The organism is Noviherbaspirillum saxi (assembly GCF_003591035.1).
GTDB lineage: Bacteria > Pseudomonadota > Gammaproteobacteria > Burkholderiales > Burkholderiaceae_D > Noviherbaspirillum > Noviherbaspirillum saxi.
Genome location: NZ_QYUO01000002.1, coordinates 146,238 through 159,202, shown reverse-complemented (window position 1 = coordinate 159,202; position 12,965 = coordinate 146,238). Strand labels below are relative to the sequence as shown.

The 12,965-nt window shown below is 56.3% G+C and carries 13 protein-coding genes; 10 read left to right on the top strand and 3 right to left on the bottom strand.

Annotated elements, in window-relative coordinates:
• Nucleotides 1-143: 143 nt before the first annotated feature.
• A complete protein-coding gene (locus D3871_RS16610; RefSeq protein ID WP_199724826.1) occupies nucleotides 144-1,103 on the bottom strand; it encodes a 3-carboxyethylcatechol 2,3-dioxygenase in 960 nt (319 codons plus the stop codon).
• A gap of 301 nt (nucleotides 1,104-1,404) precedes the next feature.
• On the opposite strand from D3871_RS16610, the gene D3871_RS16605 reads away from it, so the two are divergent.
• The 8 genes from D3871_RS16605 to D3871_RS16565 all read left to right on the top strand — a co-directional run bounded on the left by D3871_RS16605 (nucleotide 1,405) and on the right by D3871_RS16565 (nucleotide 9,248).
• Nucleotides 1,405-2,673 (top strand): aromatic ring-hydroxylating oxygenase subunit alpha, encoded by a 1,269-nt coding sequence (locus D3871_RS16605; RefSeq protein WP_119770233.1) that lies wholly within the window; start codon nucleotides 1,405-1,407, stop codon nucleotides 2,671-2,673.
• A 29-nt stretch (nucleotides 2,674-2,702) separates the two neighbouring features.
• Nucleotides 2,703-3,188 (top strand): aromatic-ring-hydroxylating dioxygenase subunit beta, encoded by a 486-nt coding sequence (locus tag D3871_RS16600; RefSeq protein ID WP_158597956.1) that lies wholly within the window; start codon nucleotides 2,703-2,705, stop codon nucleotides 3,186-3,188.
• Nucleotides 3,189-3,261: 73 nt separating this feature from the next.
• Entirely contained in the window at nucleotides 3,262-4,239 is a 978-nt protein-coding gene (locus D3871_RS16595) for a Bug family tripartite tricarboxylate transporter substrate binding protein (protein WP_119770231.1), read from the top strand.
• 17 nt (nucleotides 4,240-4,256) lie between these two features.
• The gene (locus tag D3871_RS16590) at nucleotides 4,257-5,312 is read left to right on the top strand and encodes an alcohol dehydrogenase catalytic domain-containing protein (RefSeq protein WP_158597955.1); all 1,056 of its coding nucleotides are present in this window, start codon (nucleotides 4,257-4,259) and stop codon (nucleotides 5,310-5,312) included.
• 12 nt (nucleotides 5,313-5,324) lie between these two features.
• Nucleotides 5,325-6,281, top strand: coding sequence for a PDR/VanB family oxidoreductase (locus D3871_RS16585; protein WP_119770229.1), 957 nt, complete (start codon nucleotides 5,325-5,327; stop codon nucleotides 6,279-6,281).
• A gap of 64 nt (nucleotides 6,282-6,345) precedes the next feature.
• Nucleotides 6,346-7,155 carry an IclR family transcriptional regulator domain-containing protein gene (locus D3871_RS16580; RefSeq protein ID WP_119770228.1) on the top strand — a complete coding sequence of 270 codons (810 nt, stop codon included), beginning with the start codon at nucleotides 6,346-6,348 and terminating at the stop codon, nucleotides 7,153-7,155.
• 84 nt (nucleotides 7,156-7,239) lie between these two features.
• Nucleotides 7,240-8,088 (top strand): alpha/beta hydrolase, encoded by an 849-nt coding sequence (locus D3871_RS16575; RefSeq protein WP_119770227.1) that lies wholly within the window; start codon nucleotides 7,240-7,242, stop codon nucleotides 8,086-8,088.
• Nucleotides 8,089-8,453: 365 nt separating this feature from the next.
• On the top strand, nucleotides 8,454-9,248 hold the full coding sequence (locus D3871_RS16565) for an alpha/beta fold hydrolase (protein ID WP_119770225.1): 795 nt from the start codon (nucleotides 8,454-8,456) through the stop codon (nucleotides 9,246-9,248).
• Nucleotides 9,249-9,401: 153 nt separating this feature from the next.
• On the opposite strand, the gene D3871_RS16560 is transcribed toward D3871_RS16565, so the two are convergent.
• Complete coding sequence (locus D3871_RS16560) at nucleotides 9,402-9,785, bottom strand: cupin domain-containing protein (protein WP_119771395.1); 384 nt, start codon at nucleotides 9,783-9,785, stop codon at nucleotides 9,402-9,404.
• A 485-nt stretch (nucleotides 9,786-10,270) separates the two neighbouring features.
• On the opposite strand from D3871_RS16560, the gene D3871_RS16555 reads away from it, so the two are divergent.
• Together D3871_RS16555 and D3871_RS16550 are read left to right on the top strand one after the other, a co-directional pair.
• The gene (locus D3871_RS16555) at nucleotides 10,271-10,669 is read left to right on the top strand and encodes a LysM peptidoglycan-binding domain-containing protein (protein WP_199724825.1); all 399 of its coding nucleotides are present in this window, start codon (nucleotides 10,271-10,273) and stop codon (nucleotides 10,667-10,669) included.
• 225 nt (nucleotides 10,670-10,894) lie between these two features.
• Entirely contained in the window at nucleotides 10,895-11,584 is a 690-nt protein-coding gene (locus D3871_RS16550) for a DUF4197 domain-containing protein (RefSeq protein ID WP_119770223.1), read from the top strand.
• 231 nt (nucleotides 11,585-11,815) lie between these two features.
• Here the strand turns inward: D3871_RS16550 and D3871_RS16545 are convergent, their stop codons facing one another.
• A complete protein-coding gene (locus D3871_RS16545; RefSeq protein WP_119770222.1) occupies nucleotides 11,816-12,748 on the bottom strand; it encodes a helix-turn-helix domain-containing protein in 933 nt (310 codons plus the stop codon).
• Nucleotides 12,749-12,965: the final 217 nt, after the last annotated feature.

Sequence of the window (12,965 nt, the reverse complement as noted above, 5' to 3'; positions counted from 1 at the left end):
TGGAATACGCAAATAAAAGCGATGGATTTTTGTGCCAGGCAAGGCGCGAACCGCAGCGATAGCCGTTGCTATCGCGAGGATTCGCAACGCTGCATGGCGCAAAAAGACGCGCTTTTATGCGTATTCCGTTGCCAAGTAACCCACTACGTTGGTGTGTCTGCGGTGTGCATGAACAGGACTCCATAGCCCGCAATCAGCTCGGGAATGGCTTGGTAGTAACGCAGTGTGCAAGGCAGACGATGATCGATCGGCAACGCTGCTCGCGCCACCAACCACGTTTTGGACTCATGGGCAGACAGGCCTGCCTCCTGCGCGATCGATTCTTCTCGCCACTGAACCAAGCTGTCCAGTTCACCAAACTCCAGTGCGTCCATCCAGCGGGCATCCCACTCGGGGTTGAGCGGTTTCATGTCCGACGTTCCGCTCGCCAAGGCCATGCCGGCAGCCATCACGCGCTGGGTCTTGGCGTCGCGTTCGGCCTGCGTGGGTTCGCGTTTGACGGTAATGCGCTCACGTATGGCAGGGTCCGGATGCGCCAGGGTGGGTACCGGTGGTTCGTGAGACAGTCCTCCGGACCCAATCAACAGTGTGCGACGTGGTTCCTTGTCCAAAAAGCGGCCGATTGCCTCTCCCAGTTGGCGACAGCGCCGCAGGCGCGCAATGCCGGGCTGTGCAACGGCGTTGAGGAAGATCGGTATCACCGGTGGCGTCTCGAGGCCGCCCCATATGAACTGGAGGGCCTGCACAAAGCCGTGATCCACCTGCATTCGCCTGGACAAGGCAATGTCAAAGTCATCATCCATCAGTTGATCGGCCAGAGCTACCGCCGCATATTCATCGACGTTGAGACTGCCCGGGGGTGTCAGGTAATCACCCACGGATGTGGCTTGGCTGCCAATACAAAACGGAGGCATCAACTCATTGAAAAATCCGTTGTAATGGTCCGGTCCGATCAGCACTACCAGCTCGGGATCAAAGCGCGCAACCTGCTCGCGAACCCGGGCAATAGCACCTTGGAGATCTTTTTCGAGTTCGCTGCTGATGGGGTTAAGCCCTAACAGTGGCGAATGTGACATGCCCAAGAATGCGCGTTTTGCTCTCATGTCAGTTTCTCCTCGCCTGCAGCAGGTCAATGCTTGCGCAGCAGCATTGATCATCAGACGTATTGCAGAGCATTAGGGCGGCATCCAATTGTGAGTCTTCGAAATCAGAGGCGGATAGTGTGGACATATGTGTCTCCAGTGCGTATGAGCGGTCGAGCCTTTGATTGCCCTTCAGTGCGATTAAATATAACGTTCAACGCACTTCAGGGGGGTGCACAATGTGCACCCAAATCGACGTTCACGTTGCCTCAGATGGGAGCAAAACATAGGATTCAGTCAGTTTGTAAGAGGAGATGACCGAATGAACGCAAGACTGGATCACAGCACTCTCACCTCCATGGTGGATGAGCAACCCCACGAGTTTCGCGTGGCCACCGCGGCTTACCGTGGCCCAGAAGTTTTCGCGCAGGAAATGGAGCAGGTCTTCTATAAAACCTGGATCTACTTGTGCCATGAAAGCGAGATCGCCAACCCTGGCGACTTCAGATCGACTCAGATCGGTACGCGCCCCGTGATCGTGGCCAAGAGTCGTGAGGGTAATGTTCATGCCTTTCTGAACGCGTGCACCCACCGGGGTGCCACCATCTGCCGGGAAGAAAAGGGCAACACCCGCGCCTTTGTGTGCCCATACCATGGCTGGTCATTCCGCACCTCGGGCGAGTTGATCGGCATTCCCGATGAGGCGCGCTATCACGAAAACTTCGACAAATCTGACAAAAACCTCAAGCCTGTACCGCGCATTGCTTCCTACGGCGGGCTGGTCTTTGGCTCGTTCAATCCGGACGTGGAAGATCTGGAAATCTTCCTGGGCGGTGCCAAACAGCACATTGACATCTGGCTCCGGCGTACAGCTGGTAGCAGCTACAAAGTTGCCACTTCGCACAAATACGGCTATGAGGGCAACTGGAAGTTCCAATCCGAAAACGTCTATGACGGCTACCACCCCGGTTTTGTCCACCGCTCGGCTTTCAACACCGTGCGCAAGTTCGAAGGCTCGTTTGAGAACCGGGCGCTGGACGTAGCGGTACGTCAGCAGGGTTATACGCGCGGCTACCCTGAAGGCCATGGCACGCTGGAAGCCGGTGCCCCGCTCGAGTCCGGCGGCATTGATCCCGCAGTTCGGCAAGCCTACACCGACAAGCTCACCGCTCTTTATGGTGCAGATGGGGCCGCGGAAGTGCTTACTAACAGACAGTTTTTGATTTTTCCGAATCTGGTGATCTTTGACTTCAACATCCGGGTGATTCAGCCGATCGCTCACGATTGTACGGAGGTGTATTCGTACCCCTTGCTGATCGAAGGCGCACACGACGACATCAACAGCAACCGCATGCTGGACGCACAAACGCGAGTGGGCACGGCCGGAATTCTGTCGGCCGACGACATCGACGTCTTTGCGGGTGGTCAGAACGCGCTCAAGACCGAGGTTTTTGAGTGGATCACGCTCAGCCGGGGCCTAGGCAAGGAAGAGGTCAAGCCCGATGGCGAACGAGTTGGCGTCTATAGCGATGAAGCTCCGCAACGCGCCTTCTGGCGCAAATGGTGCGCCCTGATGGCCGCCGCTTCTTAATCACCCGCCGGATTCCTGAAGGAGACCCCATGACCCACCCCGTCCAGAAACTTATTCTGCGCGAAGCCCAACTGCTCGATGAAGGACGCCTCGACGACTGGCTGACGCTCTACACCGAAGACGCCAGCTACTGGGTGCCGATCGATGAAAACGCCGATCCGCTCAAAGACTCGTCCGTCATTTACGATAACCGTCTCCGACTGGCCATGCGGGTCGAGCAGATCATGCGACAAAACCGCGTCGCGCAGAACCCCGGATCGAACACGCTGCGTATGGTGTCGAACATCGATATTGAGGATGTCGACGCTAACACCGCCATGGCCAGCTTTGCGTTGCAGCTGACCGAAGTGCGGTCAGGCGACTGGCGTCAGCAGGGGCTCGGTGAAACACGCCTGTTTCCCGGCCGCTGCAAGCTGGTGTGTAAAAAGGTAGGCAACGACTGGAGGATTCAGCACAAGGCCATCGTGCTGCTGCACCGGAAACAGCCAATCGTGGGACTGTCTTTCATTATTTGATCGACCTGATTCCCCTCATCCCATCTGACTCCGAGCCGCCAACGCCCCGATCAACTAAATCAGGAGACACATCATGCTGAATATTTCAACTCGCCACTTTCGTATTTGGGCCGCCAGTGTCCTTTTGGCCGCCACAGTATTACCAGCCGCTGCACAAACAACCTACCCGCAAAAGCTCGTCAAGATCGTCGTTCCCTTTGCTCCGGGCGGATCTTCGGATAACGCAACGCGGATACTGGCCGAACAACTCGGCACCAAGTGGAAGCAGTCGGTCATCGTGGAAAACAAGCCGGGTGCCAATGGGACGATTGGTGCTGCTCAGGTCGCCAAGTCGCCGGCTGATGGCTATACCATCTTGCTCGCACCTGTCTCCATCGCCACTGTCAAGCTCTTTGTCAAGAATCCCGGCTTTGATCCCGTCAATGACCTGATGCCTGTCACACAGATCGCACAAGGTGATTATGTGCTGTCGGTTCATAAAGACGTGCCTGTCAATAGCATGGGCGAATTTGCTGAATACGCCCGCAAGAACCCTGGGAAGGTGTTCGACGGAACGTTCGGTGGAAGTTCCATGCTGGCTTTCCAACAATTTGCCGACCTGATGAAGTTCGAGCGCCAGAACGTCCTCTATCGCGGGGAGGCGCTTGCACTGAACGCACTGCTGAGCGGCGAAGTTCAGGCGGTATTGTCCACCTTAACCGGAGCCAAGCCTTTTATTGACAGCGGTCGCATCAAAGCCTTGGGCATCCCGGCCAAGGTCCGCTCGCCTATCGCTCCAAACATAAGGACCGCCGATGAGAGCGGGGGCAAGGGTTTCTATGCCGATTTCTGGTTCGGGTTGATGGTGCCCAAGGGAACGCCCGAAGATGTACGCAAGAAGATCGGCTCGGATGTCGCTGAAGCGCTCGCCAAGACAGAAGTCAAGGCACGTTTGTACAGCATGGGGCTGATCGCCAAGTCTTCGACTGCCGAGGAGTTTGGCAAGCTGATCCAGTTCGAAGCCACACGATGGGTGGATGCGGCCAAGGGCGCCGGCCTCCAGCCACAATAACCATTCCCGAAAGGCAAATGATGCTGGCTTTGAACAAAGTGCAGCCCGGTGTGAACGGGCTGGCCGTAATGGAGCGCGATATACGCGAACCTGGCGCGGGAGAAATGCTGGTCAAAGTGCATGCCGCCGGCGTGTGCGGCACCGACATGCAGATCTACCAGGGCTCGGGCGCGTTCGCCCAGCGCGTGAAACTGCCCACCACCCTGGGGCATGAAATGTGCGGAACTGTAGTGGCACTGGGGCCTGAGGTCATAGGTAGTCATGGTACCGGCCGAGTGAAAGTGGGTGATGTGGTGAGTCTGGAGAGCCATATCCCCTGCTGGAATTGCAAAACTTGCCGAACTGGCCGTGCCCATGTTTGTACCAACACCAAGTACCCGGGCATCGACATCGACGGCACTTTTGCCGAGTACGTCACCGTTCCGACCTCGATCGCCTGGGTTAATCCACCCGGCGTTGCCAAGGAGATGGCTGCGCTACTGGAGCCTTTGGGCATTGCGGTGCATGCTGCGCTGGAAGGGAGCGGGGTGTCAGGGCAAACGGTGGTGGTAAATGGCTGTGGTCCGATCGGATTGATGAACATTGCGGTGGCACGGTATTTCGGCGCACGTCGGGTGATTGCTGTGGACCCCAACCCCAAGCGTCGTCAGACTGCCTTGGCGATGGGCGCCGACCGAGCGATCGACCCGGTCGCGGAGTCGCCGGTCAATGTGGTACGCGACATGACAAATGGCGAATTGGCGGACGTGGTGTTTGAGTACACCGGCAGCCACGATGGCGTCAGGAACTGCTTTGCTATGGTCGGCTCTCTGGGTGATGTGCGCTGGTGCGCCACGCCGACCAAGCCGATGGAATTCGACTTTGGCGCCTGGCGCAAAAGCCGGCCCACGATCTACAACATCCACGGCCGTCGCCTTTGGGATACCTGGGAAATTGCCGCACCGCTGGTGTACGACAACAAGATTGATCTGCGCCCGATTGCCAGCCACCAGATCCCCTTGTCCGAAGGAACGCGAGCGTTCGAGCTCATCCTGTCGGGCGACGCAGTCAAGCCCCTGATCCTTTGTTCCTGAATTGCACATCTTATGGATACCAACATTCCATTACGCGTCCAGCGCATTCACGATATTGCGTTAGGCGTCAAGCTGTTTGACTTGGTGCATGTGGATGGAGTCGCCCTGACGCCGTTTGAGGCTGGGGCGCACATCGAAGTGCGGTTGCCCAACCACTTGTCGCGAAGCTATTCCCTGCTCAATGCGCCGGGCGAGCAGCACCAGTACCAGATCGCCGTGCACAACTCTCCTGACAGCGCGGGCGGATCACACTACATGCATGAGTCGCTACAAGAGGGTGATGTGCTGCTGGCCAGTCTGCCGCGCAACAACTTTCGATTAAATGAATCATCCGGGTACAGCTGCCTGGTAGCCGGCGGTATCGGCATCACGCCACTGCTCGCGATGATGCACCGGCTCAATGCCTTGGGACAGCACTGGGAACTGCATTACTGCGCTCGCACTGCCGCGCATGCGGCATTTGTGGACGAGGTGCGTATACTTGCCGCCACTTCCGGGAATGCCGCATATTTCTATTTCGACCAAGAGCCTGGCGGCCAAGCACTGGACCTGGCCGCCCTTGGCCGAAGTGTGTCAACCAACGTCCACCTCTACTGCTGCGGCCCACGAGGAATGCTGGATGCGTTCGAGCAAGCCACTGCGCACTGTCGTGATCGTGCACATGTCGAATACTTCACCGCCAAATCCGAAGCGGCACTTGACGGAGGTTTCACTCTGGAACTGGCGCGCAGTGGCATGACGCTGCAAGTTCCGGCGGGGTGCTCTATTCTGGATATCGTTTTTGATGCAGGCGTTTCTGTGCCATCCTCCTGCAGGGAGGGTATTTGCGGCAGCTGCGAGACACGTATCCTTGCAGGTAAAGCAGACCATCGCGATGCGTTGCTGTCAGATGCGGAAAGATCAGCTAACAAGTCAATGATGATTTGTTGCTCGGGTGCGAAGAGCGATCGACTCGTGCTAGACCTCTGAGCAAAAGCGGGCATGCGGCCGGTCGTATAATCAATCGTCATTCTTTCGATGGAGGATCTCGACCATGGCGCAGGAACCCTCCAGTAGCTACCGGCATTGCCAGTCGCTGGTTAAGGGGCTGGATATTTTGGCTGCGCTCAATCGCAGATCCAGCGCCTCTGCCTCGATTACCGAACTGGGCAGGATGACAGGACTGCATCGCACAACCATCAAGCGTTTGCTGGAAACCTTGCGTCAAGCGGGCTACGTGGAATGCGATGCGGCAACAAACCTCTATCGCCTAACATTCCGCATACAACAGCTGAGTTATGGATTCCGGGATAACGTCCAAATCTCGGAAATTGCATGGCCTCAAATGCGTGTAATTTCCAAGGCTTTGGTCTGGCCTTGTTCATTGGTTTCACTGGAAGGGGATGAGATGGTGGTCCGCGCATCCACGCGGCCTTACAGTCCCTTGTCATTTCACTCAGGCATGCCCGGCAGACGCATGCCGTTGCTGACAACCGCCGCAGGCCGCGCGTATCTGGCCTTTGCTCCGGAAGAGGAGCAGAAGGTCTTGCTTGACATGCTGCGCGAACGCTCGGACATCGACGCTGTACCCGCTAAAGACGCCCACTTCATACGGACCTTGTTATCTGAAACGCGTCAACGGGGCTACGCTCTCAATCGGGGAGAGTGGAATGCGGAGCCCAAGTTTGGCGGTGTTGCAGTGCCTTTGAAATTTCAGGACCGTGTCCTGGCCTGTCTAAATGTTATTTTTTTGATCCGGGCAGTCAAAGATGAATCAGCCTTAAGTGCTATTGCCTCTGAACTCCTTGCGCACGCCAAAATAATTGAGCAAGGCTTTGCCGCATATCAACAGCGGTCGGCATGAAAGGAAGTAAGCGGGTCTTGCTTGTTGGCCAAGTTCAAGAACAAGCGAGTCCGACGCCATTTTCACCCTCTTTTGGGGCGGGCCATGGAAGTCTTGCTGAAAGTGTTGACCGTGGGTGGCACAGGGTATATCGCACTGTTGGCCGTGATGTTCTTGCTGCAGGGCGCTCTCATCTATTTTCCTGACACGGGACGGCAGATCCTGCGCACCCCCAAAGATGTCGGGCTCGACTACGAGGTAGTCTGGCTGACGACGGAAGACGATGTGCGCATCGAAGCCTGGTTTGTTCCTGCGCCGGCGCCGCGTGGAGTGGCGCTTCTCGCCCATGGCAACGCGGGCAACATTGGCTACCGGGTGGACTACGCCCGCCTGTTCCATCGCCTCGGTTTCTCGCTTCTTCTACTCGAGTATCGCGGTTACGGCCGCAGTGAAGGAAAACCGAGCGAGGAGGGCACCTACGCAGATGCTCGCGCCGCATGGCGCCATCTCGTGATGGAGCGGGGATTCCCTGCAGAGCGCATCGTGCTGGTAGGCGAGTCCCTGGGCGGTGCCGTGGTCGCCCGGCTCGCAGTAGACCAGCGTCCAGCGGCGCTGGTACTTGCCTCGAGCTTTGTCTCCGTGCCGGAACTGGCTGCGGAGCTGTATCCCTGGCTGCCGGCACGGCGGCTCGCGCGCTACCGCTACGACACGCTAGAGGCTCTTAAGCGCGTGTCGTGCCCGGTGCTGATCGCCCATAGCCGCGAGGACGACATCGTGCCGTTTCACCACGGCGAGCGACTGTTCGCCGCGGTCAAGGGAACGAAAGCGTTTTTGGAGATGGACGGCGGCCATAACGAAGGCTTTCTATTCACCCGTGAAGTATGGCGCGAGGAGTTGGGGCGCTTCCTGGAACAGCATGTTCCAGAAGGCACCGCCAGCATTGGACCACGGTAAGAAATTCAGATGCAATAGTTTTATTGGCAAGTGATTGACATCGGCCAGTTCAGGTCTGGTCGATGGGTTCCGGGAGCGATGCTTGGTTTGGCAAACATCGCATCAAGGTATTGACTATTGTCGAAGACTTCACCAAGGAGGCCATCGATCTCGTGGCGGATTTCGGTAGTTCAGGGCACTACGTGACGCGAATCCTGAGTCGGGCGGCCCGATTTCACGGCGGTCCGATCCGAAGTGGAAGAGGTTTGCCCGCCCCAGCGCTAGCGCTCGTCACACACAAATGGCGGTGTTAATATCAATCTCGACGGCGCGATCGTTGACGCGTTCGACCTCTTCTTCGCGTCGCTCTGAACCCGGAGAAGCAAGTGCCATACGTAACGTCCGACGGTGTTTCGATCCACTACGAGGTCAAGGGCCAAGGTTCGCCTGTGCTTCTTCTGGCGGGGCTTGCGGGAGTTGGCGCATCCTGGGGCCCGCAGATCGAGCTATTCGCGGAGCATCACCTAGTGATCGAACCTGATCACCGCGGCACCGGCGCGTCCGAGCACACTGCACGCGACATGACGATTACGCAACACGCGCGGGACATGGCGCGGGTCATCGAGGCGGTCGGATGCGGGCCGGTCCATTTGGTCGGCTCCTCGACCGGGGGCGCCATCGCGCAGTTGCTGGCGATTAATCACCGCGAGCTATTGCGCAGCGCGACAATTATCTCGTCGATTGCACGCGCGGATGCGTTCTATCGTCGTCAGTTCGACATGCGGCGACGCATGTTGACCGATTCCGGCCTGCGCGCGTCCACCGAGGCAAACGCACTATTCCTCTTCGATCCGAAATTCATTCGCGAGCACCCGGAGCAGGTGCAGGCGTGGGTGGACGCTTCATCGGCTGGCACATTCGAACCGGAAATCGGCTTTGCCCGGATCGACATGATCGTAGGGCACGACGCCTTCAATGATCTTCAGTCGATCGCGACGCCGACGCTGGTACTGGTGGGCGAGCGCGACTTCTGCTCCCCGCCGTACTTCTCTGCGGAGCTAGCAGAGCGGATTCCGGGAGCCGAGTTTGCCACTCTGGACGGTGGTCATCTCATCTTCCTGGAGAAGCCGGTACTACTGCACGACGTTGTTGAAGCTTTCATCGCCAAGCATGAACGATGATCAGCTCGGCACTCTAACGGAAGGCGGCCGCCTCCCGTTAGAGTGCCGGCGCGAGCTGGCCGGTGAAGGCAAGGTTACTTCTTACGATTTGGGACCAACCGGCAGATGAAGCTCCTTCAAATTCAAGGAGCCAGAGACTATCTTATACGCGTATCAATGCGGTTTCGCATATTTTGCGACGCCAGTCACATCAATAACGACGCAACGCTCATTACCGATGATCCATGCATCATGGCCAGGGGGCATATAGAAAAAATCGTTAGGGCCGTACTCAACCTGAGAACCATCATCCATCTGCACCATCATCCTGCCCTGAAGAATCAAACCGGTATGGGCAGCCTTACAGGAATCGGTTCCCGCAATCGGTTTTACATGCTGACTCCATTTCCAGCCTGGCTCAAATTCCCCCTTGCCAACAATGAGATCCCCCAATTCATAGACTTGCATCCTTCCCATGCCGTCCACGAACGGCCTAGTTTCATCAGGCTGGTCAGCAGGCTTGCGGACCAAGTTGTGTTTTTCGACCACGGTGCTCATGATGATCTCTCCTTGCATAAGACGTTGCTTGACGCTGGTGGTATGGTGCAGCCACACAGACAGCGAAGCCGAAATCCTGGCCGACACAGTGACCTGTGCACCTGCCCAACCAGCATAGGATAGGCCAGTGCAAGGTCAAGCGGCTTGCCATCTGGTTGCCCCCTGTCAGGTTCATGCGGCCTTCTTGCCCCTCCAGAAAATTTTTCTAGGCTTTCGCGCTACTCGTGATCACCAACCCGAAGTCGCCAAGCGGATATTAGATTTTCGAATTGCTGAGTGTCGATAGTGGTGGATTTTCGATAGTTGACACTCACTTCGAGTCGCGGTCCGTGAACTTGATAAATCATAAAGTACGGCTAAGAAATCTAAATACACTTAATTTGATGTCTTATGGAACGGGGCAGACATCCTGAAATCAGGTCATGACAGGTCAACGATCCACTCGGGTCTTGATCGATCCCATTCCGACATGGAAAGGAATCAGCATGAGACGTTTTATCCCTCTTGCAATGGTGTTTGCTGTCACAGCTTGCGAGAAGAAGCAAGAAGCCGCGCAAGCCCCGCCGTCTTCTCCAGCCGCGCAAACCGCCCCTCAAGCGGCACCGCCGCCGGTAACCGCCACCGAACGGGCCCAAACCGCCCCCCAAACTCCGGCCTCTAAGCAAACTGCACCGACTACCGGACAACGTTCCGGCTCCTCGGGCGCTTCGGGCTCCTCGGGCGCTTCCGGGTCTTCCGCAGATTACATTGTGACCGAGGGTGATACGCTATCCAGCATCGCGCGAAAGCACGGCCTGAATTCTCAAGACATCGCAAACTGGAATAACATCGAAGATCCGAACCGAATCCGCCAAGGCCAGACACTCAGGCTGACACCAAGATAAACAGCCGAAGCGGTCATTTTTTGGAGAATATGAGGGGTTACTTGACCAATTGGCAGGCCAGGTACCTGACAAGTACAGTGGTATGGCCCCGACTCCGCGATGGTCGAGATACTCAAACTTCCGCGATTGCGTGGCATTCCAAGGTTTCATTGCGGTTAGCTAAATTGCGGTTGCTAGCATAGACTGGCAATGCCCGCCCAAGAAACCTGAACATAGGAGTTCGCCATGTCCATGCTCCCCCCAGCGAAGTCACTGCTATTCATGCTGTGCCTGTTCGCATCAAGTGCCATGGCAATCTCCCTCGACGATCTGTCAAACCAGGACGCCACTAATGGCTTGAAGGCAGCACTGGAAAAAGGGTCGCTTGCCGCGGTCGCCAAACTTGGGGTCCATAATGGTTTCCTGAACAACGACAAGGTCAAGATCCAGCTGCCGCCCATCCTCGAGCAGGCTCGCCCACTGCTGAAAATGACAGGCCGCGGACAACAACTTGATGAGCTGGTGGTTTCGATGAATCATGCGGCCGAGGCCGCCGTGCCGATGGCCAAACCGCTGTTGCTCAATGCCGTCAGGTCGATGTCAGTGGCCGATGCAAAGCAAATCCTGACTGGCGGCGATACCTCGGTGACAAATTTCTTCCGCGACAAAACGTCCGCCCAGCTCGCAGTGATGTTTTTGCCGATGGTGAAGAAGGTTACCGATCGCTCTGACCTGTCGGCGAAGTACAACAGCGCGATGGGCCAGGCATCCAACCTGGGCTTGGCGTCGCAGCAAGCGACCGTAGAAGACTACGTGACACAACGGGCGCTCGACGGCCTGTTTACGATGATTGCCGAAGAGGAAAAGGCGATTCGGCGCGACCCGATTGGCACCGGCAACAAAATCATCGGCAAGGTGTTCGGGGCCTTGCGTTGAATGCGAAGATCTTGCTGCCGCATTTACGATCCCGAGCGCGACGGCAAGACCAAGCTCTTAGGAATGTGTACGGAATAAGTTACCGATTTGGACGCGTCCGACGGGATGCGCTGCAAGGGGCCCGCCGAGGGGCGCGAGAAGGAGTCATAGCGAGCTATGGCGACGCCGAGCAACGCTGCAGCGCGCCCGTCAGACGTGAACCAAATCGGGAAATTATTTCGTGCACGTTCCTTAACTATGGTTCCATTGCTTACGCAATTTGATCGGCGGGACGCCAAATCGGCGGCGGAACACATCTGACATATGAGCTTGCGAAGCAAAGCCAGTTACGGCGGCAATTTCTGCTATCGTCCGATCTGATTTCAGTAAGCGCTGTGCCTCCTGAATGCGCTGTTCCGTCACATAGCTGTGCGGCGCCATTCCAATTGTTGCTTTGAATAGCCGGGCAAAGTGATACGGACTTAGATTTACCAGACTGGCCAGTTTATGGAGACTCAGTTCGTTTGCAAGATTTTCCCGGACATACGATTTCACCTTCTGTAGATTTTGCCCAGCCAGCTTGTTGCCAATACTTTTGAGCGGCTTGCCGTTGGCATAAGTCTGCGTCAGATACGTGACCAAAGCGATCGACAGGCTTTCCGCGTAAAGCCTGCCGGAAGGACATCCATTCCGGATCTCCATCTCCATCAGGGATAACAGGTTGTCGAGGGCCTTATCCTTGGTGATCTGAAAACCGGATAGGCTGAGCGTTTTTATCTCCTCAGGAAACAACAGATTCAGCTCTGCCGGTCGAATTGCTAACGCTATGCCTGCAAAATCGGTCGTCTGAAAACTTGATCGGTCAATCTCGAAGTTTTCTTGCACGAATAAAGTATCGCCAGGGCCAGTCACAGCGTCGTAGGTGTAGCAGCCAGAAGTCATTCTGCTCATCCCGCATCCAACTTTTCCATGCCAAAGGAATACATCTGGATGGTACATGGAAGGAAGTTGATCGCTTTTGGCTTTACCTGAAAGAAACTCAATCGGAAACCCATGCCATGGCTGAGCAGGCTGCGGCGTCACACTTTCTGCACACTTTGTCGCCTCATCAAGTTGCACCAGCTTTCCTTCGACCATGACTTGGATGGGCGAATTCGGCAATGCACTGATTTGTTGGATTGACATGGTTGGTTTTCCATTAAGAAATATGGGTCCCGCCCTTCACTGGCTGAAAACAGCAAGCTTTCGGAAAAAGAGAGCAATTTTCTGGAAGCATGCAGGATAGTGCATCTATACCATTGATTTGCAGGGTGTGTTTGCACTATAGCGCATTAGGATGATGTTGACACCTTCATCTTTCGCTTGATTCCTCACCCCTGCTCAAGCCATCACCCGATCCCGA